At 68.8% G+C, this 23804-nt stretch carries 20 protein-coding genes; 14 read left to right on the top strand and 6 right to left on the bottom strand.

Translation table 11 applies throughout. The features are described from left to right. The first annotated feature begins 142 nt into the window (after positions 1-142). The 6 genes from mfd (at position 143) to P7A99_RS00075 (ending at position 9825) form a co-directional block, all read left to right on the top strand. Positions 143-3607, top strand: coding sequence for a transcription-repair coupling factor (gene mfd, locus P7A99_RS00100; protein WP_277791928.1), 3465 nt, complete (start codon positions 143-145; stop codon positions 3605-3607). 282 nt (positions 3608-3889) lie between these two features. Beyond that, entirely contained in the window at positions 3890-6217 is a 2328-nt protein-coding gene (locus P7A99_RS00095; protein WP_277791927.1) for a methyl-accepting chemotaxis protein, read from the top strand. 53 nt (positions 6218-6270) lie between these two features. Beyond that, complete coding sequence (locus P7A99_RS00090; protein WP_277791926.1) at positions 6271-6768, top strand: GAF domain-containing protein; 498 nt, start codon at positions 6271-6273, stop codon at positions 6766-6768. A 69-nt stretch (positions 6769-6837) separates the two neighbouring features. After that, positions 6838-7977 (top strand): GNAT family N-acetyltransferase, encoded by a 1140-nt coding sequence (locus P7A99_RS00085; protein WP_277791925.1) that lies wholly within the window; start codon positions 6838-6840, stop codon positions 7975-7977. Next, positions 7977-8897 (top strand): glycosyltransferase family 2 protein, encoded by a 921-nt coding sequence (locus P7A99_RS00080; RefSeq protein ID WP_277791924.1) that lies wholly within the window; start codon positions 7977-7979, stop codon positions 8895-8897. Before P7A99_RS00085 ends, P7A99_RS00080 begins: the two co-directional genes overlap by 1 nt. A gap of 10 nt (positions 8898-8907) precedes the next feature. Further along, on the top strand, positions 8908-9825 hold the full coding sequence (locus P7A99_RS00075; protein ID WP_277791923.1) for a hypothetical protein: 918 nt from the start codon (positions 8908-8910) through the stop codon (positions 9823-9825). 11 nt (positions 9826-9836) lie between these two features. On the opposite strand, the gene P7A99_RS00070 is transcribed toward P7A99_RS00075, so the two are convergent. Beyond that, positions 9837-10739, bottom strand: coding sequence for a LysR family transcriptional regulator (locus P7A99_RS00070; protein WP_277791922.1), 903 nt, complete (start codon positions 10737-10739; stop codon positions 9837-9839). 119 nt (positions 10740-10858) lie between these two features. On the opposite strand from P7A99_RS00070, the gene P7A99_RS00065 reads away from it, so the two are divergent. The 5 genes from P7A99_RS00065 to P7A99_RS00045 all read left to right on the top strand — a co-directional run bounded on the left by P7A99_RS00065 (position 10859) and on the right by P7A99_RS00045 (position 15721). Then, complete coding sequence (locus P7A99_RS00065) at positions 10859-11614, top strand: SDR family oxidoreductase (RefSeq protein ID WP_277791921.1); 756 nt, start codon at positions 10859-10861, stop codon at positions 11612-11614. A 176-nt stretch (positions 11615-11790) separates the two neighbouring features. After that, positions 11791-12504, top strand: a complete 714-nt coding sequence (locus P7A99_RS00060; protein WP_277791920.1) for a DUF2786 domain-containing protein — start codon at positions 11791-11793, stop codon at positions 12502-12504. 127 nt (positions 12505-12631) lie between these two features. Further along, entirely contained in the window at positions 12632-13156 is a 525-nt protein-coding gene (locus P7A99_RS00055; RefSeq protein WP_277791919.1) for a flavin reductase family protein, read from the top strand. 89 nt (positions 13157-13245) lie between these two features. Beyond that, the gene (locus tag P7A99_RS00050; RefSeq protein WP_277791918.1) at positions 13246-14742 is read left to right on the top strand and encodes a CoA-acylating methylmalonate-semialdehyde dehydrogenase; all 1497 of its coding nucleotides are present in this window, start codon (positions 13246-13248) and stop codon (positions 14740-14742) included. 16 nt (positions 14743-14758) lie between these two features. Beyond that, positions 14759-15721: a M15 family metallopeptidase gene (locus tag P7A99_RS00045; RefSeq protein WP_277791917.1), complete on the top strand. Its 963-nt coding sequence runs from the start codon at positions 14759-14761 to the stop codon at positions 15719-15721. Between the two features lie 6 nt (positions 15722-15727). On the opposite strand, the gene P7A99_RS00040 is transcribed toward P7A99_RS00045, so the two are convergent. The 5 genes from P7A99_RS00040 to P7A99_RS00020 form a co-directional block, all read right to left on the bottom strand. Then, a complete protein-coding gene (locus P7A99_RS00040; protein WP_277791916.1) occupies positions 15728-16159 on the bottom strand; it encodes a hypothetical protein in 432 nt (143 codons plus the stop codon). Positions 16160-16176: 17 nt separating this feature from the next. Then, positions 16177-16899 (bottom strand): endonuclease III domain-containing protein, encoded by a 723-nt coding sequence (locus tag P7A99_RS00035; RefSeq protein WP_277791915.1) that lies wholly within the window; start codon positions 16897-16899, stop codon positions 16177-16179. A 63-nt stretch (positions 16900-16962) separates the two neighbouring features. Then, complete coding sequence (locus tag P7A99_RS00030; RefSeq protein WP_277791914.1) at positions 16963-17532, bottom strand: NUDIX hydrolase; 570 nt, start codon at positions 17530-17532, stop codon at positions 16963-16965. Next, positions 17529-18530: an inorganic phosphate transporter gene (locus P7A99_RS00025; RefSeq protein WP_277791913.1), complete on the bottom strand. Its 1002-nt coding sequence runs from the start codon at positions 18528-18530 to the stop codon at positions 17529-17531. The genes P7A99_RS00030 and P7A99_RS00025 overlap by 4 nt, the downstream gene beginning before the upstream one ends. A gap of 12 nt (positions 18531-18542) precedes the next feature. Next, positions 18543-19187 carry a DUF47 domain-containing protein gene (locus tag P7A99_RS00020; RefSeq protein ID WP_277791912.1) on the bottom strand — a complete coding sequence of 215 codons (645 nt, stop codon included), beginning with the start codon at positions 19185-19187 and terminating at the stop codon, positions 18543-18545. A 210-nt stretch (positions 19188-19397) separates the two neighbouring features. Here P7A99_RS00020 and P7A99_RS00015 point away from each other — a divergent pair, with 210 nt between their 5' ends. From P7A99_RS00015 to P7A99_RS00005, 3 genes are all read left to right on the top strand, one after another. Beyond that, positions 19398-19862, top strand: a complete 465-nt coding sequence (locus P7A99_RS00015; RefSeq protein WP_277791911.1) for a (2Fe-2S)-binding protein — start codon at positions 19398-19400, stop codon at positions 19860-19862. Between the two features lie 5 nt (positions 19863-19867). Beyond that, on the top strand, positions 19868-22033 hold the full coding sequence (locus P7A99_RS00010) for a xanthine dehydrogenase family protein molybdopterin-binding subunit (protein WP_277791910.1): 2166 nt from the start codon (positions 19868-19870) through the stop codon (positions 22031-22033). 120 nt (positions 22034-22153) lie between these two features. Beyond that, positions 22154-23389, top strand: coding sequence for an FAD-dependent oxidoreductase (locus P7A99_RS00005; RefSeq protein ID WP_277791909.1), 1236 nt, complete (start codon positions 22154-22156; stop codon positions 23387-23389). The last annotated feature ends 415 nt before the right edge of the window (positions 23390-23804 follow it).

The following is a 23804-nucleotide window of genomic DNA, read 5'->3' as shown; positions in this document are numbered from 1 at the left end:
TCGTGCTTCGACAAGCTCAGCATGAGGACCAAAGCAGGGCCAAACCTCACCCTGAGCCTGTCGAAGGGCGAGGTTTCGGTACGAGAATCTGAACCAATAGCGTCCCGGCGGCTTATCGGTCGCCAAGCATCCGAAGAGCAGCATGGCCTACGACGCCAAACAGATCGCCAAGGCCGCCGGCGGCCTGACCCTGGCCGGCGCGCCGGAAGGCTTCGACGCGCTGGTGATGGCCGACGTCGCCCGCGCCCGGGGCGGGCTGACCGCCTTCGTCGCCCGCGACACCGCCCGGGCCAGCGCCTTCATCGACGCCCTGAAGTTCTTCGCCCCCGAGATCGAGGCGGTGCTGCTGCCCTCGTGGGACTGCCTGCCCTATGACCGCATCGGCCCCTCGGCCGGGGTGGCGGCCACGCGGATGTGCACCCTGCACCGGCTCGCGAACGGCCTTGGCCAGGCCAAGCCGGCCATGCTGGTCGTCGCAGCTCCGGCCCTGTTGCAGCGCGTGCCGACCAAAGAGGTGCTGCTGCGCGCCAGCTACAGCGCCAAGGTCGGCCAGAGCGTCGATATCAAGGACCTGGAGCGCTATTTCGCCGTCAACGGCTATGTTCGCGCCTCCACCGTCTCCGAGCGCGGCGAGTTCGCCATCCGTGGCGGCGTCATCGACGTCTATCCGCCGGCGTCGGAAGAGCCGGTGCGCCTGGATTTGTTCGGCGACACGCTGGAGAGTATCCGCGCCTTCGATCCGGAGACCCAGCGCTCCACCAAGCAGCTGACCTCAATCGAGCTTTTGCCGGTCAGCGAGGCCTTGCTGGACTCCGACGCGGTCTCGCGCTTCCGCGCCTCTTACGTGCGCCTGTTCGGCGCGCCGGGCGATGACGCCCTCTACGCCGCGGTCAGCGACGGCGGTCGCCGCGCCGGCATGGAGCACTGGCTGCCGCTGTTCTACGAGCGGATGGCGACGATCTTCGACTACCTGCCCGCCGGATCGCTGGTCGGCGTCGACCACCAGGCCGCCGAGGCCCGCGACGAGCGGCTGTCGATGATCGCCGACGCCTACGACGCCCGCGCCGCCGCCGACCGCAAGTCGGCCTATCGGCCGCTGGAGCCCAAGGCCCTCTACCTGACCGCCCAGGAATGGGACGAGGCGCTGTCGGACCGCCCGCACCGCCAGTTCACGCCGTTCCAGCCCCAGGGCCTCGACGTCGTCGACCTGGGCGCAAAGCTTGGCCGAACCTTCGCCGCCGAGCGCGCCCAGGACAGCGTCAACCTGTTCGAGGCCACCGCCGACCACGCCAAGAAGCTGGCCGGGGAGGGGAAACGCGTTCTCTTCGCCTCGTGGTCGGAAGGCTCGTCCGAGCGCCTCGGGACCATGCTGGCCGACCACGGCCTCAAGAAGGTGCCGTTCGCCGGCTACTGGCAAGCCGCCAAGGCCAATGACCCCAAGGTTCCCCAGCGCGTCGTCCTGCCGCTGGACGCCGGTTTCGAGACCGACAGCCTGGCCGTCATCTCCGAGACCGACATCCTCGGCGACCGCCTGGCGCGCCCGCGCAAGAAGCGCCGCGCGGCCAACTTCCTGGCCGAGGCTTCGGCCCTGACCCCGGGCGATCTCGTCGTCCACATCGACCATGGCATCGGCCGCTACGAGGGCCTCAAGACCCTCGACGTGCAAGGCGCGCCGCACGACTGCCTCGACCTGATGTACGCCGGCGCGAGCAAGCTCTACCTGCCGGTCGAGAACATCGACCTGCTCACCCGCTACGGCGCCGACGGCGAGAACGTGCAGCTCGACAAGCTGGGCGGTGCGGCCTGGCAGGGCCGCAAGGCGAAGGCGAAGGAACGCCTGCGGGTCATGGCCGAAGGCCTGATCCAGATCGCCGCCGCCCGCTCGCTGAAGTCGGTGGAAGAAACCGATCCGCCGTCGGGCGTGTTCGACGAGTTCTGCGCCCGCTTCCCGTACGAAGAGACGGACGACCAGCTCAACGCCATCCACGACGTGCTGGAAGACCTGTCGTCGGGCAAGCCGATGGACCGCCTGATCTGCGGCGACGTCGGTTTCGGCAAGACGGAAGTGGCCCTTCGCGCCGCCTTCGTGGTGGCGATGAGCGGCAAGCAGGTGGCCATCGTCTGCCCGACCACGCTGCTGGCCCGCCAGCACTACAAGACCTTCAAGGAACGCTTCCAGGGCTGGCCGGTGAAGGTCACCCGCCTGTCGCGCCTGGTCACCGGCAAGGAAGCGGCCGACACCCGCGAGGGCCTGGCCAACGGCCAGCTCGAGATCGTGGTCGGCACCCACGCGGTGCTGTCCAAGCAGGTCGCCTTCAAGGACCTGGGCCTCGTGATCGTCGACGAGGAGCAGCACTTCGGGGTCAAGCACAAGGAGAAGCTGAAAGAGCTTCGCGCCGACGTGCATATGCTGACCCTGACCGCCACGCCCATTCCTCGTACGCTCCAGATGGCGCTGTCGGGCATCCGGGAGATGTCGATCATCGCCACCCCGCCGGTCGATCGCCTGGCGGTGCGCACCTACATCACGCCCTTCGACGCCGTCACCGTGCGCGAGGCCCTGCTGCGCGAGAAGTATCGCGGCGGCCAGGCCTATTACGTCGTGCCGCGCCTGAAGGACCTGGAGGACATCGAGAAGTTCCTCCGCACCCAGGTGCCCGAGATCAAATACGTCGTCGGCCACGGCCAGATGAGCGCCACCCAGCTCGAGGAGGTGATGACCGCCTTCTATGAGGGGCAGTACGACGTGCTCCTAGCGACCACTATCGTGGAAAGTGGGCTCGATATCCCCTCGGCCAACACCCTGGTGGTGCACCGCGCCGACATGTTCGGCCTGGCCCAGCTCTACCAGATCCGCGGACGGGTCGGTCGCTCCAAGGCCCGCGCCTACGCCTATCTGACCACGCCCGCCGAAAAGCAGATCACCCTGTCGGCCGAGAAGCGCCTGAAGGTGCTGCAGTCGCTCGACAGCCTGGGCGCCGGCTTCCAGCTGGCCAGCCACGACCTGGATATCCGCGGCGGCGGCAACCTGCTCGGCGACGAGCAGAGCGGCCACATCAAGGAGATCGGCGTCGAGCTCTATCAGCAGATGCTCGAAGACGCCGTGGCGGCCCTGCGCGAACGCCAGGGCGCCGAGGCCCTGTTGGAAGACCGCGCCTGGTCGCCGCAGATCAACACCGGCGCGGCCGTGATGATCCCCGACGACTACGTGCCCGACCTGAACGTGCGCCTGTCGCTCTACCGCCGCCTGTCGGAAGCCGAAAAGGCCGCCGACCGCGAGGCCCTGGCCGCCGAGATGATCGACCGCTTCGGCCCGCTGCCGCCCGAGACCGACAGTCTGCTCAAGGTCGTCGGCATCAAGGGGATGTGCCGCGAGGCCAATGTCGCCAAGATCGACGTCGGCCCCAAGGGCGCGGTGCTCAGCTTCCGCAACGACGAATTCGCCAACCCGCTGCCGCTTATGCAGTTCATCGGCAAGAACAGCCTGATCTGGAAGGCCCGCCCCGACCAGAAGGTGGTGGTGAAAGGCGAATGGGACACGCCCGCCCAGCGGTTGGATGCCGCCGAGAAGATCCTGGTCCAGCTGGTGAAGCTGGCGAAGGGGTGATCACGTGGTCCTTCTCCCCTTGCGGGAGAAGGTGTCGGCGATAGCCGACGGATGAGGGGTCTCTCAAAAATGGAGACACTTCATCCAGTCGTCTCGCCGCGCAGCTTGAGGTTCTGAGAGACCCCTCACCCGACCTCCCTCCGGGAGGCCACCCTCTCCCGCAAGGGGAGAGGGGTCTGCTCCAGCGGGCGCCAGATTGTCGCAGCTTAACTACGGTTAACAGCTGATTAGGAATCGCCAGCCACAAACGAGGTTAACGGCTCGGGCTGCGGAGATTCTCTTATGAAGGCGTTCGGTCGGCTGACCATCGCGTGGAAGCTGGTGACGGTGGCGGGTCTGGCCATCGGTCTTCTGCTGATCGCCGCCGCCGTGGCGGTGTCGATGCACACCTCCAGCATCGTCGCGGGCCTGACGCACAACTACGCCGACGCCGTGGCCGACGACGCCATCGAGCAGATCCGCACCGAGATCGGCAAGGTCGAGGCGACTTCGCGCGCCACCGCCGGCTCAATCGCCGCGGCCCACACCGCCGGCGTGCGCGACCGCCGCGCCTATATCGAGATGCTCCGCCCGCAGGCCGACGCCACGCCGATCGTCATGGGCGCCTGGTTCATGGCCGCCCCCAATGCGCTGGACGGCAAGGACGCCGAGTTCGCCGGCCAGACCGCCATGGGCTCGACCGCCCAGGGCAACTTCACCCCGTACTGGGTGCACAACGACGGCAAGGTGATCTTCGAGCCGCTCAGCGAAGGCAACGAATACGGCCAGCCCTACTACACGGTGCCGCGCGACACCCGTAAGGCGGCGATCCTCGAGCCTTATCCCTACACCGTCGCCGGCAAGACCCAGCTGATGACCTCGGTCGTCTATCCGGTGCTGGTGAACGGCCAGTTCCTCGGCGCCGAGGGCGTCGACCTGTCGCTGGACGGCGTCTCGCAGCGCCTGGAGAAGATGCAGCCGCTGGGCGGCGGCCGCGTGATGCTGCTGTCCTCGACCGGCAAGTGGGTGGCCCACCCCAACGCCGACCTGCGTACGACGGCTTACGCTGACGCGGGCGCCGACAAGGTCAAGGCTGTGCTGAGCGGCGGCGAGCCGGCCATCTTCGAAGGCGTCAAGGTCGGTGACGAGGAGATGGAGCGGATGGTCCGCCCCATCGCCATGCCCGAGCTCAACACCACCTGGGCGCTGGTCATGGACGTGCCGCGCTCGGCCATCACCGGCCCGGCCGACCGCCTGGCCATGATCCTGTTCATCGGCGGCGTCGCCATCACCGGCGCGGTGCTGCTGGCCTTGTTCCTGGCCAGCGCCACCCTGGTTCGCCGCCCGCTGTCGGGCCTGACCCAGTCGGTCGACGCCCTGAGCGCCGGTCGCTACGACCAGCCCGTGCCCGGCGTGACCGGCGGCGACGAGATCGGCGCCATCGCCCGCGCGCTGGACGGCTTCCGCCACGACCTGGCCGACGGCCAGCGCCGCCGCGCCGAGCAGGAGGCCGAACGCGCCGCCGCCGAGATCGAGCGCCAACGCCACGCCGAAGAGGCCGAGGCCTTCGCCAAGGCCCAGGCCGCCGCTGTCGCCACCCTGGGACAGGGCATGGAAAAGCTGGCCGACGGCGACCTGATCTGGCGCATGCGCGAGGACGGCTTCTCGGGCGAGGCCCGCAAGATGCCGCGAGACTTCAACGCCGCCGTCGAGAGCCTGCAGCAGACCATGGCCGGCATCCTGTCTGCCGCCCAGAGCATCCGCGCCGGCTGCGCCGAGATCAGCCACGCTTCGGACGACCTGGCCCAGCGCACCGAGCGCCAGGCCGCGGGCCTGGAGCAGACCGCCGCCGCCCTCGACCAGATCACCGCCACAGTGAAGAAGAGCTCGGAAGGCGCCGAGCGCGCCCGCCTGCTGACCGAGAGCGCCAAGGCCAACGCCGAAAAGAGCGGCAAGGTCGTCACCGAGGCCGTCCAGGCCATGGGCGGCATCGAGAAGTCGTCGCAGTCGATCACCCAGATCATCGGCGTCATCGACGAGATCGCCTTCCAGACCAACCTGCTGGCCCTGAACGCCGGCGTCGAAGCGGCTCGGGCCGGCGACGCGGGCAGGGGCTTTGCCGTCGTCGCTCAGGAAGTGCGGGCCCTGGCCCAGCGCAGCGCCGACGCCGCCAAGGAGATCAAGGGCCTGATCCGCGCCTCCACCGACGAGGTCGGCAAGGGCGTGCGTCTGGTCGGCGAGACCGGCGAAACCCTGCAGCAGATCATGGAGCAGGTGTCGGAGATCAACGCCCTGGTCGGCGAGATCGCGTCCTCGGCCAAGGAGCAGTCGGTCGGCCTCGCCGAGGTCAACACCGCCGTCAACCAGATGGATCAGGTGACCCAGCAGAACGCGGCCATGGTCGAGCAGTCGACCGCCGCCGCCCACGCGCTCTCCAATGAGGCGGGCGAGCTGGAACGCCTGATCGGCCGTTTCCAGGTCGGCGCCGAGATCCGCGACCTGCACCCCCGCCAGGCGCCGCGCCAGCCGGCCGCGCCCCGTCGCGATGCCTTCCGCGAACGCTACGTGCAGGGCGCCAACGCCCTGAAGATCGCCCCGCAGTCGCGCCCCGGCGACTGGGAAGAATTCTAGGACCTGCCAATCGGCCCCTCGCATTCAGCCATGGGCGCGCTATATCCGCGCTCATGGCTGAAGCTTTCAACGACAAGACCCTCTCCGCCGACAAGGCCGCCCGCTATGCCGAGGTCGCCGAGGAGATCGCCTCCGTTCTCGACGGCGAGGCCAATGTGACCGCCCGCATGGCGACCGTGGCCTCGATGCTGGCCAACAGCTTCGACCACTATTTCTGGACCGGCTTCTACGTCGTCGATCCCGCCAAGGAGCGCGAGCTCGTCGTCGGCCCGTACCAGGGCACGCTCGGCTGCCTGCGCATCCCGTTCGGCCGCGGCGTCTGCGGGGCGGCTGCCGCCACCGGCCAGACCCAGCTTGTCCCGGATGTGCACGCCTTCCCGGGCCACATCGCCTGCGACAGCCGTTCGGCCAGCGAGGTCGTGGTGCCGGTGTTCGATGGTGAAGGCCGCCTGCTGGCCGTTTTCGACGTTGATTCTGACCGTCCGGCCGCCTTCGATGAGGTGGATCAGGCCTGGCTGGAACGCATCCTGGGCGCGACGTTCTCTTCCTGAGGTTGGCCCCTCGATTGCAGTGACATTTCCATCATTCCCTAACCGAGCCGGTTTAGGACAGAGGTGGACATGTTGGACGTCGAGACCCTGCACCCCGCCGAACTCGCCCCCGCGGACATCGCCCTGTGGCGCGCGTTCGCCAAGGCGAATCCCTTGCTGGCGGGCCCTCTGCTGGGACCCGACTTCGCCCTGGCGGTCGGTAAGGTTCGCGAGGACGCCCGGGTCGCCGTGATTCGACGCGACGGCGAGACGATCGGTTTCCTGGCCCATCATCGTCGCCCCGGCGGCGTAGGCCGCCCCATCGGCGCCCCGCTGTCGGACTATCACGGTCTGGTCGCCAAGCCGGGCGTGGAGATCGACGCCGGCCGGGTGCTGCGGGCCGCCGACCTGGCTGTGTTCCGCTATACCGGCCTGGTCGATCCCGCCGGCGCCTTCCAGGCCGAGCCGACCACGCCGGCCTATGTCATCGACACGGAAAGCGACGCCGAGGCCTATCTCGAGGCCGTGCGCGCCGGCAGCCCCAAGAAGATCAAGAACTACCGCCGCCTCGACAACAAGCTCGGCCGCGAGATGGGCCAGGTGACGCTGAAGGCAGGCGACGACAGCCAGGACGCCTTCGACCAGCTGATCGCCTGGAAGCGCGAGCAGATCGAGCGCACCGGCGTCCACGACTTCCTGCGCCCGCAATGGACGCGCGACCTGTTCCAGATGCTTTTCGAGCGGCGCTATGGCCACTTCCGCGGCCTGATGATCAACCTCTATGCCGGCGACCAACTGGTGGCGGGCCACTTCGGCGTGCGTCAGGGCGCGATCTATCACCCGTGGATCGCCTCGACCAATCCGGCCTTCGCCGCCTGGTCGCCGGGCCAGATCTTCTTCATGCGCGCCATCGCCGCCATGCCGGGGCTAGGCCTGACCCGCTACGACCTGGGGCCCGGCGCCGACCACTACAAGCACTCCTACGGTCTGTCCCAGATCCTCATCGCCGACGGCGCGGCCACGGCCGCCAGCATGGCCGGCCGCGTGGCGGGCTCGGTTGAGGGCGTCTGGGCCCTGGCCGGCGCCAATGGCGAAGGACCGGTTGCGCGCCTGCGCAGGCGCATGGACATCATCGCCAGCACCGAGCTGACCATGGGCGGCCGGGTTAAGGGACTGGTCGACGCCGTCGCCGCCCAGGGCAAGCGCCGCAACGCGACGATGGAGGTCTGATGGCCCGCGTGACGATCATGATCCCGACCCAGCGTCGGCTCGGCGGCCTGGCCGTCGCGGCTCGCTCGGTCCTGGCCCAGGCTGGCGTGGATCATTCCGAACTGGAACTCGTGATCGTCGACAACGACCAGGCCCCGTCCGCCCAGGATGTGGCCCAGGCTCTGGCGGCCGAGGCGCCGTTCCCCGTCCACTACGTGCACGAGCCCCGCGCCGGGGTCGCCAACGCCCGCAACGCCGGCATGGCCAAGGCCTCGGGCGATTTCGTCGCCTTCCTCGACGACGACGAGGAGGCGCCCGCCGGCTGGCTGGCCGCCCTGCTGGCCGCCCAGGAGCGTTACGCCGCCGACGTCGTGTTCGGCCCGGTCCGCGCCCGCGCGCCGGAAGCCGTCACCGAGCACCGCGACTATCTCGAGCGGTTCTTCTCGCGCATCGGTCCTGAGCAGGCCGGCGTCATCGACCACTATTACGGCTGCGGCGACAGCCTGCTGAAACGCTCGAGCCTGCCCGACCCGGTCGCGCCCTTCGCGGCCGAGCGCAACCACATCGGCGGCGAGGACGACATGCTGTTTGGCCACATGCGGGCCGCCGGCGCGGTCTTCGCCTGGGAGCCGGCCGCCTGGGTCTGGGAAGACCCCGTGCCCGACCGCCTGACCCTCGACTACACGATCCGTCGCGCCTTCGCCTACGGCCAGGGCCCCTCGGCCCACTGCGCCGCCGCCGTGCCGCCGGATCGGGTCGGGGTGGCCCGCTGGATGGCCGTCGGCGTGGTCCAGGCCGCGCTGTTCGGCGCCGTGGCCGGCTTCAAGTGGCTGACCCGCTCCGGCGACCGGGCCGAATGGCTCGACCGCGCCGCGCGGGGCCTGGGCAAGACCCTGTGGTGGGGTCCCTTCAAGATCCATTTCTACGGACACACGGCGTGAGGCTGGCGGCATGACCATCATCCACGACTGGACCCCCGAAAAGGCCAAGGCCTTCGGCAAGGAGAACCTGGTCTTCAAGCACGGCCTGCACGAGCGGCCGATGTTCGACGACGAGGGCCTGGCGCGGTTGCTCGACCGCTATCCGCGCGAGCTTCTGGGCGTCTTCACCATGGGCGAGGATCCCAAGGCCTGGACCACCTGGCGCAAGGGCTCGGCCGGCAATCTGTCGGGCGACCAGCTGCTGGAGGCCGCCAAGGCCGGCCGCATCTGGCTGAACCTGCGCCACACCAACGACCACGTTCCCGAATACGCCGCCCTGTGCGACGAGATCTTCGCCGAGAAGGAAAGCAAGGTTCCGGGCCTGAAGACCTTCAAGCGTGATCTTGGCATGCTGATCAGCAGCGCCAACGCCCAGGTCTTCTACCATCTCGACGTGCCGCTGGTGTCGCTGTGGCAGGTGCGCGGCGTGAAGAAGGTCTGGGTCTATCCCGTGGCCGACCCCTATGTGGGCGAGCTGGCGCTGGAGAAGATCGTGCTGCGCGAGACCGCCGAGCAGTTCGCCTTCGATCCCGCCTGGGACGCCGGCGCCCAGGCCGTCGAGCTGACGCCCGGGACCATGGTCACCTGGAAGCAGAACGCCCCGCACCGGATCGAGAACGGGCCGATGCTCAATGTCTCGATCTCGATCGAGTTCATGACCCCGCCGGCCCTGATGCGCGCCAACGTCATCTACGCCAACGGCGTGCTGCGCCGTCGGCTGGGCGCCAACCCCAAGGTCCAGGCCGGTTTCGGCCCCACCGCGCTTGGAAAGCTGGCCATCGCCCGCGGCGCCAAGGTCCTGAACCTCCAGACCCCGCACGTGCGCCACCTGCCGGTGACCTTCGGCCTGGACGCGGCGCGGCCGGGGGTGCTGGTCGAGGGGGCGTAGGCGCGCCTGATCTACTGTGTCGGCCGATCCTGGCTGAACACCGCGGCCAGGTGATCGATGAACGCTCGCACGGCCGGCGGGAGGCCGCGCCGGGTGGTGAAGACGATATGGACGATCCCGTCCTCCGAGCGCCATTCCGGAAAGACCTGAACCAGGCGACCGGTCACGAGGTCGGCCTTGCAGACATGGTCGGGCAGGAAGGCGACGCCGATATTGGCGGCCGCGGCGTCGCGCAGCGCCAGGAAGTCGCCGCAGGCCATGCGCGGCTCGTGGCGGATCGCGCAGGTCGCGCCGTCCGGCCCCAGCAGGTCCCAGGTCAGCTCGCCCGACTGGTCGGTAGGGCTGAGGGTGGGCAGGCCGGCCAATTGGTCGATCGTCAGATCGGCGCAGCGAGCGGCGAGTTGAGGCCCGGTCACCAGAATTCGGCGCGAGCGGCCCAGGGTGCGCATGGTCAGCGCCGCGTCGGTCGTCAGCACGGTGCGCACGCGCAGGGCGACGTCGATCCGCTCCTCGATCAGGTCCACCGCGCGATCGACCGCGATCACCTGCAACCGCACCTTGGGAAACCGCGCCAGGAACCGTGGCAAACTCGCCGACAGGGTCTCGACCAGGCCCGTGGGGCAGCTGAAGCGGATCAGGCCTTGCGGCTCGCTCTTGGCCTCGGCGGCGACGGCATTGGCCTGCTCGACATCGAGGGCCACGATCCTGCAGCGTTCGTAGAAGGCCTGACCGACCTCGGTCACCCGAAACCGGCGCGTGGTGCGCTCGATCAGCCGCACGCCAAGGCGGGCCTCCAGCTGGGCGATCCGGCGGCTCAGGGTCGACTTTGGCTGGCGCAGGGCGCGGCCGGCCGGCGCGAAGCCGCCATGGGCCACCACCTCGGCATAGAGCAGATAGTCGTTCAGGTCGGGCATGTCATCGTCTCATAATCGAGACACTGAATGCCACATTGCCCGGCTACCGGCCAGATCGTTCCAGATGCATCTCTTTGTCCACGGCGAACGGTTCGCCGCACAAGCCAAGGAGAGTTCAGATGAGCGGCAAGTTCGACAACAAGGTGGTGGTGGTCACCGGCGGCACCAGCGGCATCGGCCTGGCCACGGCCCGCGCATTCGCGGCCGAAGGCGCGAGCGTGTTCATCACCGGCCGCCGCCAGGCCGAGCTGGACGCGGCGGTCAAGTCGATCGGCGGCAAGACGGTGGGCGTCCAGGCCGACATGTCCAAGCTGGCCGACATCGACCGCCTCTACGACGCCGTGCAGCAGCGCCACGCCCAGATCGACGCCCTGTTCGCCAACGCCGGCGGCGGCGACATGCTGCCCTTGGGCGCGATCACCGAGGAGCACTACGAAGACATCTTCGGCCGCAACGTGAAGGGCGTGATCTTCACCGTGCAGAAGGCGCTGCCGCTGCTGCGCGACGGGGCCAGCGTGATCCTGTCGGGATCGACCACGGCCACCACCGGCACCGCAGCGTTCAGCGTCTACAGCGCCTCGAAGGCCGCGGTGCGCAACCTGGCCCGCAGCTGGACGCTGGACCTCAAGGACCGCGGCATCCGCGTCAACGTGGTCAGCCCCGGCCCGATCAAGACGCCCGGCCTGGTCGAACTGGCCGGCTCGGATCCCGCCCAGCAGCAGGGCCTCCTCGACTACATGGCCAGCCAGACCCCGATCGGCCGCGTCGGCGCGCCGGAAGAGATCGCCAAGGCCGTGCTCTTCCTGGCCTCGGACGACTCCTCGTTCATGGCCGGCTCCGACTTCGCCATCGACGGCGGCGTGGCTCAGGTCTAGCCGGTGAGGGCCTTCCGCTCATTCGCATGCTTCGGATGAGCGGAAGCCGGCCTCTGATATAAGCGGAGGCTCGATCTTGGGCCCTTCGATGTGCTGGGATCAGCCTGGGACTTCGCCTAGAAGGCGGGGCAGGCGAACTTGGCGGGTTGGCGCTGAGACACTTTCGGGGCGCGGCCGTGAACGAACATCTGGCAGACCTTGAAAAGCTCAGGGCGCGCATCGCGGGGCTCCGAGCCAAGACCACGGACAATGGCTGCACCAAAGCCGAAGCCATGTCGGCCGCCGCGAAGGTCGCCGAACTGCTCGATCGATACGACCTTTCCCTCACCGACGTTGAACTCCGCGATACGCTGTGTGAGCGGCGCGAATACGAGACGCACCACAATAAGCGGATACCGCTGGGCGATTGCATCGTCGCCATCGCCAGTTTTTGTGATTGCCGGGTTTGGCGCGAGAAGGGCCCGACCGGAGAGCCTCGGTACGTATTCTTCGGGCTGCCTTCGGATATTGAAGTCGCGCACTACCTGACCGAACTGATCGACGGCGCCGTTCGGTTCGAGCTTGGCCGCTACAAGACCTCCGCCGACTATCAACGGTTTCGGCACAAGGACCGACATGTGGCCAACGCCTCGTTCACCCTGGGCATGGTCGCGTCCATCGCAGACAAGCTGACAGCGATGAAGGCCGGGCGCGACCGGGTGCACAGCGACGCTGGGCGTGATCTTGTCGTTCTCAAGTCGGCCGTCGTTGATGCAGAACTCGACAAGCTCGATCTGAAACTGAGGGCCGTGCTCCGGCCGGCCCGCATGGTGGCGCCGGAGGCCTATGGGGCCGGGGGCGTCGCGGGCGCGTCTCTAGCCATCGATCTCGGCCACCCGAAGACCGCGTAGCGCCCTGTCGCCATTGATCAGTAAGTAATCAAAAACTTCATTACGACTCCCGTCCTCGCTCCTCCAGTCCCGTCGCGCGCCATCCCGCCTTGCCCGCCGCCCGGCTTTGTCGCACTGCTAGGGGAAGATGAGTCAGGCTGTCACGATCGAACTGGGGGAGGGCGGCGCGCACGACGCCCGCGCCCTGCGCAACGCTTTCGGGTGCTTCACCACGGGGGTCACCGTCGTCACGACGTTGGGGCAGGACGGCCGCCGCGTCGGGCTGACCGCCAACTCCTTCACCTCGGTGTCGCTGGACCCGCCGCTCGCTCTGGTCTGCGTCGACCTTAAGTCGTCCAGCCTGCCGGCGCTGGACGCCGCCGGCCGGTTCGCCGTCAACGTGCTGCACGCCGACCACCAGGCGCTGGCCAAACAGTTCGTCCAGAAGGACACCGACCGCTTCGCCGGCGTCGAGACCGAGACCTGGCGCACCGGCGTGCCGATCCTGCCCGGCTGCATGGCCAATTTCGAATGCGAGACCCACCACGTCTTCGACGCCGGCGATCACCGGGTCTATGTCGGGCGGGTGGTCAAGCTGCGCTACGACCCCGACCACGAGCCGCTCGTCTACCTGCAAGGCCGGTTCCGCCGGGTGCATGTCGACGCGGAGTAGGCGGCTGAAAGGCCGGGGATAGATTTTCCACGATACGCGCCGTTTCTCGGATGCTAATGACGCCGAAAAACAGCGTTAGGGAGCGCATCATGCGAGACATCGCCCATTTCGTGAACGGCCAAGCCTTCAATGGCGCCTCGGGGCGCTTCGGCGACGTCTTCAATCCCAACACCGGCGAGGTGCAGGCCCGCGTCCAGTTCGCCACCGACGGCGAGATCGACGCCGCCGTCCAGGCCGCCGCCAAGGCCCAGCTCGGTTGGGCCGCGACCAACCCGCAGCGCCGTGCCCGGGTGATGTTCGAGTTCAAGCGCCTGATCGAGCGCGACATGGCGAGCCTGGCCGAGATCCTGTCGTCCGAGCACGGCAAGGTCATCGCCGATAGCAAGGGCGACATTCAGCGCGGCCTGGAAGTCATTGAATTCGCCTGCGGAATTCCGCACATCCTGAAGGGCGAATATACCGAGGGCGCCGGCCCCGGCATCGACGTCTATTCGATGCGCCAGCCCCTGGGCGTCTGCGCGGGCATCACCCCGTTCAACTTCCCGGCCATGATCCCGATGTGGATGTTCGGCATCGCCATCGCGGTCGGCAACAGCTTCATCCTCAAGCCGTCGGAGAAGGATCCGACGGTTCCGGTCAAGCTGGCCGAATTGATGATGGAGGCGGGCGCGCCGGAAGGCGTGCTCAACGTGATCCACGGCGACAAGAGCGCCGTCGACGCCATCCTGACCCACCCGCTGATCCGCGCCGTCAGCTTCGTCGGCAGCTCCGACATCGCCCATTACGTCTACCAGACCGGCACGGCGCACGGGAAACGCGTCCAGGCCATGGGCGGCGCCAAGAACCACGGCCTCGTCCTGCCCGACGCCGACCTCGACCAGGTGGTCAAGGACCTGTCGGGCGCGGCCTTTGGCTCGGCGGGCGAGCGCTGCATGGCCCTGCCGGTCGTGGTGCCGGTCGGCAAGAAGACCGCCGACGAGCTGCGCGAGCGCCTGGTGGCCGAGATCGACACCCTGAAGGTCGGCATCTCCACCGACGCGGCCGCCCACTACGGCCCCGTGGTCAGCGCCCAGCACCGCGCCAAGATCGCCGACTACATCCAGATCGGCGTCGACGAGGGCGCCGAGCTGGTGGTCGACGGCCGCGACTTCCACCTGCAAGGCTTCGAGAAGGGCTTCTTCATTGGCCCTTCGCTGTTCGACGGCGTCAAGAAGGGCATGAAGACCTACCAGGAAGAGATCTTCGGCCCCGTGCTGCAGATGGTGCGCGCCGAAAGCTTCGAGGAGGCGATCGCCCTGCCGTCCGAGCATCAGTACGGCAACGGCGTGGCGATCTTCACCCGCAACGGCCGCGCCGCGCGCGAGTTCGCCGCCCGCGTCAATGTCGGCATGGTCGGCATCAACGTGCCGATCCCGGTGCCGGTGGCCTATCACACCTTCGGCGGCTGGAAGCGCAGCGCCTTCGGCGACACCAACCAGCACGGCGTCGAGGGCGTGAAGTTCTACACCAAGGTCAAGACGGTCACGGCCCGCTGGCCGGAAGGCGATGTCGAGGACAGCGCCTTCGTCATCCCGACCATGAAATAGGCGAGGGGCGGCGACGATGCGGCAGACCCGTCGAACCGTCGCCGCCGGCATGCTGGCCTCGAGCCTCGCGCCCGGCGCGGCCCTGGCGGCCGCCGACCTCTCGCTGGTCGCCCAATACGGCGCGCCCGAGACGCCGGTGACAGTCTTCGAGACCGACGACGGCGGCCTGGCGGTCTTCGCCCATGGCGGGCCAGTGCGTCGGCTCTCTCCGCTCTCCACCGGCCACTATGCCGTCGAAGGCGGCGGCGAGCTTCAGGCGACTGCTAGAGGCGTTCGGCTGGACGGCGCCGTCCTGCCGCGCCGCGATTTCGGGGCCGAGGTCCGGGCCGGCATCCGCCGCGCGGTCCGCGCCAATCCAAAGGCCCTGCGCGAGCGCGCCCTGGCCGCGACGCCGCCTATCGAAACGGGCGACTTCCTGCCGTCGGACCTAGTCGACCTGACCTCGGTAGATCCCGCCATCCGGCTCGACATCCGTTATGCCGGCCGCGACAACTTCATGGGCCTGAAGCTCTATGAGCGCCCCGCCGCCTGGCTCCAGCGCCCGGCGGCGCAAGCCCTGGGGCGCGCCGCCAGGGCCCTGGCCGCCCAGGGCTATGGCCTGACGATCCACGACGCCTATCGTCCCTGGTTCGTCACCTGGATGTTCTGGGAGGCCACCCCGCCGGCCAGCCGCGCCTTCGTCGCCGACCCGGCCAAGGGCTCGCGCCACAACCGCGGCTGCGCGGTCGACCTGACGCTGCACGATCTCGCGACCGGCGCGATCGTCGACATGCCCAGCCGCTACGACGAGATGTCGACCCGCTCCTATGCCGACTTCGCCGGCGGCGCGGCCAGGCAGCGTGCGCTGCGTGGCATGCTGCGCGAGGCCATGGTCGCCCAGGGCTTCGAGGTCTATCCCGAGGAGTGGTGGCACTTCGACTACGGCGACTGGCGGCGCTATCCGATCGGCACGCAGACCTTTACGCAACTGGCGGGATAGATCGCCTCAGTCCAGCCAGTCGAAGCCGACGACCGCCCAGCCGTAGGAACGGATCCGCCAGCCGCCGGCTTCACGCACCTGCACGAAGGTCCAGCCTCCCAGCTCGGTGAAGCGCCGGCCGTCGCGCACGCCGGTCCAGCGGGTAGGCAGGGTGAAGTGCACGGTCTGGTCCGTCAGGCCGAAGTCCTGCGGCGCGCCAAACTCGTGCTTAAGCGCGCCGATCGCGCCGACGTGCGCCGTCATGATCGCCCGCCATTGGGCGAGGCCCTCCTGGCCCAGGAACACGTGCGGCGAGAAATTCTCCAGGATCGTCACGTCGCCGGCCGAGAACACGCCGTCGAGCGCGGACGCGTCGGCGGTCTCCAGGAACCGCGCCAGGGCCGCGGGCGCGGCCATCATGGCGGCATCGGGCGTGGCGATGGCGACGGGCTTGGTCATGGGCCGTGCTTATCGCCTCAGCCGCGCGGCCGCCAGACCAGCACGGTGGCGCCCTCGACGCCGACGCGGCGGCATTGGGCCTTCATCGGACAGGCTCCGCATTGCGGCGCGTCGTGGGTGCAGACCAACTGGCCCAGGCCATGCTTCATCAGGCAGTGCAGCTCAAAGAGGTCGTCCGCCGTCCAGGCGTCGGGCGCCAGGGCCATCAGGGCGTGATAGCTGTGGGTCGGATCGCCGGGGCCGACCAGGCCCAGCCGCTGGGCCGTGCGGTGCACATGGCTGTCGACCACCAGGTCGCGCATGGCCAGGCTGCTGAAGTTGAGGACGCTGGCGGCGACCTTCTGGCCCACGCCGGGCAGGGCGCGCAGTTCGTGCCTGGCCTGCTCGACCGTCATGTTGCGCAGGTGGCTCAGCGACAGCCAGCCGATACGCTCCTGGATCATGCGCAGAGCCATGGGCAGGCGACGGGCCTTGTCCTCGGGATAGGTGACGTCGCCGATCAGGGGCAGGACCTCGCCAGGCTCGGCTCGCGCCAGGTCCTCCCAGGTGCGGAACGCGCCCTGCAATCGCAGGAAGGCCGCCCATGATGCGGCGTCCAGCGTGCGGTGGCTGATCGAGGACTTCACCAGCTGCGAAACCGGGTCCATCCGCGCCTTGGGGCGCTGGGGGCCGAAGGCGGCGAGCAGCACGTCGCGCGCGCCTTCCAGCGGTGAGCGGGCCAGGTGTAGGGACAGCTGCATGCGCTCGCCTCACGTGAACATAATGAGAACATTACGTTCCGGGCGGGCGGTTGTCGAGAGGGCTCAGCCCCGACGGCGGGCGCGGCCCCAAAGCACCGTCACGCGGCGGCGAAGGCGTTGCAGGGCCACGCGGACCGGCGTTGGGGCGGGCGCGGGCTCCGGCCGTTCCTCTTCCGGCAGGCCCACCCCGGCGAACCGGGCGATCAGGTCGCGCAGCTGGGGCTCCTGCACGGCCAGGGCGGCCTCGACCGGCGTCATCCACTTGAGTGTCCGCTGGCCCTTCTCGGGCCAGGTCGCATGCTCGCCGGTGACCTTCATCGGGAAGACGTCGACCTTGACCAGCCGGCCCGCGCCGCTCTTCAGGCGCTTGAGGTATTCGTACTCGCCAAAGGAGGTCTCGACGATCACGCCGTCGAGACCGGCCTCCTCATAGGCTTCCTGGGCGGCCGCCTGATGGTCGAGCCGGCCCTTCATCGGCCAGCCCTTGGGGATCACCCAGCGCCGCGTCTCGCGGGACGAGACGAGCAGAATCTCCAGCGCGGCCCCTTCGCCGCGCCAGGGCAGGGCGGCGACCTGGCGACGCTTTCCGCCGCCCTTGGCCCCGCCGGTCTGCTTGACCGTTCCGTCCGTCACTGCATCCAGAACCCGAGATAGTAGAACACCGCCGCGGTCAGCGCCGCCGCCGGGAGGGTGATCACCCAGGCGACGACGATGTTCTTGGCCACGCCCCAGCGCACCGCCGAGACCCGGCGCGAAGCGCCGACGCCGACAATAGCGCCAGTGATCGTGTGAGTCGTCGATACCGGAACACCGATATGCGTCGCCAGGAACAGGGTGATCGCGCCGCCGGTTTCCGCGCAGAAGCCCTGCATCGGGGTCAGGCGGGTGATCTTGCTGCCCATGGTGTGGACGATCCGCCAGCCGCCGAACAGGGTCCCCAAGCCCATGGCCGTCTGGCAGGCGATGACCACCCAGAACGGGATGTGGCCCGGCTGGTCGGTGGCGCCGTGGGCGAACAGCAGGGCGGCGATGATGCCCATGGTCTTCTGGGCGTCGTTGCCGCCGTGGCCGAGGCTGTACATCGCCGCCGACACGAACTGCAGCTTGCGGAACACCTTGTCGGCCCAGAACGGCGAGCTCTTCAGGAAGGTCCACGAGACCACCAGCACCAGCAGGAGCGCCAGCACGAAGCCGACCGTCGGCGACACCACGATGCCGGCCGCCGTCTTGCCCAGGCCCGCCCACTGGATGGCGCCGAGGCCGCCGACCTTGGCGATGGCCGCGCCGACCAGGCCGCCGATCAGGGCGTGCGAGCTGGAAGAGGGGATGCCCAGCCACCAGGTCAGGAGGTTCCAGCTGATCGCGCCCATCAGGGCCGCGAAGATCAGCCGGTCGCTGATGATGTGCGGGTCGACGATGCCCGAGCCGACCATCTTGGCAACGTGCAGGCCGAAGAACAGGAAGGCGATGAAGTTGAAGAAGGCCGCCCAGATCACCGCCCACTTTGCCGACAGCACGCGGGTGGAGACGATGGTGGCGATCGAGTTGGCCGCGTCGTGCAGCCCGTTCAGGAAGTCGAACGCCAGGGCGACGACCACCAGGAACACCAGGATGAGAAGCGTGGGGTCCACGGCGCGGGCTCTTTAGACCTGCTCGACCACGATGCCGCTGATGCGGTTGGCCACGTCCTCGAAGCGGTCGACCACCTTCTCCAGGTGGCTGTAGATGTCGATGCCCACGATGAAGGCCATCGGATCCTTGTCGCGGTGCGCCAGGAACAGCTCCTTGCGGCCGATGTCGTACATCTGGTCGGCCTGTTCCTCGATCTGGGTGATCTTCACGGCCAGGTCGGAAAGGCGCTGGGCGTTGTTGCGCATCTTGGGCAGCAGCGACACGGCTTCGGCCGTCAGGTCGGCGGCCTGGACGATGATCTGGGCCATCGCCTTCATCTGCGGCTCGAAGGTCGTCACCTCGAACAGGCTGACCACCTTGGCGGTCTTGCGCATCTGGTCGATGGCGTCGTCCAGCGACGTCGTCAGGTCCTGGATGTCGCTACGGTCGAACGGCGTGATGAAGCTGCGGCGGACGGCCTGCATCACCTGGCGGGTGACCTCGTCGGCCTCTTCCTCGTGCTGGTTCACGCGCGCGGTGGCCGCCTCGATGCTGTCGGCGCCGCTCATCAGATCGCTGAGCGCCTTTGAGCCGGCCACCAGCGTCGCGGCGTGCTGGGCGAAAAGATCGAAGAACCGGTCTTCCTTGGGCATGATCGCCCGGAACAAACCCAGCATGTCGCTTCATCCTCTGTTCGAAGCGGCGGAACGAAAAACGCGGACGTCCGTATCGGGAGCATCCGCGCATTGCGCGGACCGGAACCACGGAAGCGGCGGGCGTTCAAGCCCTGCGTGAAACTTTTGTGACAAAATCAGGCTGCGACGCATGGCGCTCGGCAGGTTGCGAAGGTTGCGGCAAGATGACGCTTCACCTTCGGAGTCGCGCGCATGGCCTACACCCTGACGGTCAACGGATCGCCCCACACGGTCGACACCGAGCCCAGCACGCCCTTGCTCTGGGTGCTGCGCGACCTGCTCGACCTAGTCGGAACCAAGTACGGCTGCGGCGTGGCCCAATGCGGCGCCTGCACGGTGCATCTCGACGGCGTTCCGGTGCGGGCCTGCGTGACGCCGGTCTCGCGGGTGGGGGGCAAGGCGGTGACCACCATCGAGGGGATCGCCGCCAATCCGGTCGGCGCCCGCGTGCAGGAAGCCTGGAAGAGCCTCGACGTGCCCCAGTGCGGCTACTGCCAGGCCGGCCAGATCATGTCGGCCACGGCCCTGCTGGCCGCCACGCCCAAGCCGACGGACGCGCAGATCGACGAAGCGATGGACGGCAACCTCTGTCGCTGCGCGACCTATCCGCGGATCCGCAAGGCCATCAAGTCGGCCTCGGGCCAGACGGAGGCTTGAGCGCCATGAACGCCCCCGTCCTCTCGCGCCGCCTGTTCCTGGCCTCGTCGGCCGCTGCTGGCGGCGGCCTGATGCTGTCGTTCGGTCTTGAAGATGAAGCCCGCGCCGCCGGCCCGGCCACGCTCAGCGCCTATCTGAAGGTCTCGTCCGACGGCAAGGCGACGATCGCCTCGAAGATACCGGAAGTGGGGCAGGGCATGCGCACGGCCCTGCCGATGATCATCGCCGAGGAGCTCGACGTCGCCTGGGAAGACGTCGTCGTCGAGCAGGCCCTGGCCGACACCAAGGTCTATGGCCGCCAGGTCGCCGGCGGTTCGATGGCCACCACCCTGGAATGGGACGGCATGCGCCGGGTCGGCGCCGCCGGCCGCTGGATGCTGATCCAGGCCGCCGCGGCGAAGCTCAATGCGCCGGCCGCCGAACTGACCACCGAGCCCGGCCAGGTGGTTCACGCCGCCAGCGGCCGCAAGCTGGCCTACGGCGAACTGGCCCAGGCGGCCGCCGCCATCGCCCCGCCCGATCCCAAGAGCCTGGCGCTGAAGGACCCCAAGGCCTTCCGCATCATCGGCAAGAGCCACGTCCAGACCGACACCGACGCCATCGTCACCGGCAAGCCGCTGTTCGGCATCGACGTGCGCCTGCCCGGGATGGTCTACGCCACCTTCCTCAAGGCCCCGACCTACGCCGCCAAGGTCGGCTCGGTCGACCTGGCCCCCGCCAAGGCCGTGAAGGGCGTGCGCGACGCCTTCGTGGTCGAGGGTGGGACGGCGCTGGACGGCCTCTTGCCCGGCGTCGCCGTGGTCGCCGACAGCTGGTGGGCCGCCCGCCGGGCCCGAAACGCGCTGGAGGTCGTCTGGGCCGATCACCCGACCAGCGCCCAGAGCACCGCTTCCCTGGCGGCGAAGGCCGCCGAGTTCGCCAAGGCCGGACCCCAGCGCGTGGCCCGCGCCGACGGCGACGTCGCCGCCGCCTTGAAGGGCGCGGCCAAGGTCGTCAGCGCGGCCTACGACTATCCCTTCATCGCCCACGCGCCGCTCGAGCCGCAGAACTGCACGGCCCGCGTCAAGGACGGCAAGGTCGAGATCTGGGCCCCGACCCAGAACCCCGAACCCGGCCGCGCCCTGGTCGCCAAGACCCTGAATGTGCCGCCCGAGAACGTCACCATCCACCTGATCCGCTGCGGCGGCGGGTTCGGCCGGCGGCTGATCAACGACTACATGGTCGAGGCCGCCTTCATCGCCAGCAAGGTCGACGCCCCGGTCCAGCTGATCTGGACCCGCGAGGACGACATCCAGCACGACTTCTATCGTCCCGGCGGCTGGCACAACTTCACCGCCGGCCTCGACGCCAAGGGCGATGTCGTCGCCTGGCGCGACCACTTCGTCAGCTTCGGCGAGGGCGAGACCTTCGTGCGCTCGGGCGGCATGAACTCCACCCAGTTCCCGGCCGGCGCGGTGCCCAACTATCAGCACGAGGTCTCGGTGATGCCGCTGGGCATTCCGACCGGGCCGCTGCGGGCGCCGGGCAACAACGCCTTCGGCTTCGTCATCCAGAGCTTTACCGACGAGGTGGCCCTGGCGGCCAAGACCGACCCCGTGGAGTTCCGCCGCAAGCTGCTGGGCGAGCCGCGCCTGATCGGACCGGAAGGCCAGAACGACAGCTTCCACACCGGTCGCATGCGCGGCGTGCTCGACCTCGTCGCCGAGAAGTCGGGCTGGGGCCGCAAGCTGCCCAAGGGCAGAGGGCTCGGGGTCGCCTGCCACTTCAGCCACCTGGGCTACGTCGCCGTGGTCATGGAGGTCTCGGTCACGAAGGGAAAGGTCAAGGTCGAGAAGGCCTGGGTCGCCGCCGACGTCGGCCGCCAGATCATCAATCCCACCGGCGCCGACCACCAGGTGCAGGGCTCGATCCTCGACGCCATCGGCAGCACGCTGCATCAGAAGGTCACCTTCGAGAACGGCGCGGCGGTCGAAAGCAATTTCGGCGACTTCCCGCTGCTGCGGATGAGCGAAGCCCCGCCGATCGAGGTGCACTACCTGCTCAGCGACAACCGGCCCACGGGTTTGGGCGAGCCGGTTTTGCCGCCGGCCCCGGCCGCGCTGTGCAACGCCATCTTCGCCGCCACGGGCAAGCGCATCCGCAGCCTGCCGGTCGGCGACCAGCTGGCCTGAAGGAAGACGGCCCGCGACATAGCGTCCCAAGGCCCTGCTTTGGCCTTGGGACGGCCCATTCTGAACCACGTTCTTAACCTTGTCGGCCGATCCTCGAAGCCTGAATTCGGGGAGCGGAACATGGGCGAACACGTCGAGACGCTGGTGATCGGGGCCGGGCCCGCCGGACTGTCGGCGGCTCACGCCCTGGCTCGCGCGGGCCGCACGGTGACGGTGCTCGAAGCCGAGGGCTGCATCGGCGGCGCGGCTCGCACCCTGGCCTTCGACGGCTTCCGGCTCGACGTTTCCGGCCGTCGCCTGACCTCGGCCGATCCGGCCATCCGCGCCTTCTGGACAGCCCTGCTGCCTGACGACCTTGAGATCGCGCCTGGCGCCCTGCGCCTGGAAGGCGAGGGCGGAGCCCGCAGCCAGCGAGGCGCGGCGCTCGGCGCCCTGATCAGCGCCCGCCTGCGCCCGATCGCCAATTCCAAGACCCTCGGCGAATGGCTGACCCGACGCTTCGGCCGCCGGGTCGCGCGCCGCCTCAGCGCCTATGCCGAAAAGCTTTGGGCCCTGCGCCCGGAAGAAACTCCCGCCCAGCCGGCCTGCCCGAGCTTCCGCTCCGAGGCCGGCGTGCGGCCGCGCCAGGGAACCGGACAGCTTTGGGAGGCCTGCGCCGAGGCGATTCGTCAGGCCGGAGGCGAGATCCGTCTCGAGCGCCGGGTCGTCGGTTTGCGCCGTGACCGCGCCGGGGGCGTCTGGACCATTTCCACCGTCACGGTCGACGGCGGCGAAGACGTGTTCACCGCCGATCAGGTTATCTCGACCATGCCGCTGCGCGAGCTTATGGGCGCCCTGACCCCCACGCCGATCAGCCTCTTCCACGCCTGCGAACTGATGTACCGCGACCAGGTGACGGTGGCCTTCACCGCCGCCCCCGGCCGCCGCTGCGCACCAGCGCTGGCCGAGATCCACGGCGCGTCGATCAAGGCCGCCCGCGCCCGGGCGCTGGAGGGCGAGGCCCTGGCCCTCGACTACTACTGCTTCGAGGGCGACGCCCTCTGGACCGCCGACGACGAGGCCCTGATCGCCCAGGCCTCGGCCGAGGCCCGCCGCCTGGGCCTCATCGCCGCCGGCTCGGTCCGCGACGCCCAGGTGGTGCGCCAGCGCAAGGTTCACCCGATCCACGACGAAGCCTGTGACGAGCACCTGAAGATGATCGGCCTGGACCTGCGCCTGCATTTCGCCGGCCTGCACCTTGCCGGCCGCGCCGGCGCCCACGGCGACAGCGCCGAGGACCAGTCCATCCGCACCGGCTTCGCCGCCGCCGCCGCAGTCCTGGGCCGCGTGGTCGCCACCAGCCGGATCGCGGCCTAACAAGGAAGGCGCTCTCTCAAGATCATCCCCCTGAAGGGGGAGGTGGCCCGAAGGGCCGGAGGGGGAAGTGTCTGCCCAGGTCGGTTTCCCGCATCTCCAGCCCACCACTCCCGCCTCCCTCGCCCCTGTGGCGAGGGCCCATGCCGGCCGTTGCTCAGATAGCGGCCGGACGCGAACGGTCTGAGCAGGCTGAACGATGGGTCCTCGCCACAGGGGCGAGGAAGGCGTGAGTTTGGGGCAAAGGGGATAGAGCAGCGTGGATCCCCGGTGAACTCGATAGAGAGTTCAACCAATCCAACCCCTTACAACTTTCTCATCCAATTCAATCAGACGCGCTCAAACCCGCCGCATAATCAAACCCGTCCCCGCCATGGGGAGGGCTCTTGGTACCGGCCCAAGCGTGGCGAGGACCGCA

This window comes from Caulobacter endophyticus (assembly GCF_029543245.1).
GTDB lineage: Bacteria > Pseudomonadota > Alphaproteobacteria > Caulobacterales > Caulobacteraceae > Caulobacter > Caulobacter endophyticus_A.
This window is presented reverse-complemented; position numbering and strand designations above follow the sequence as displayed.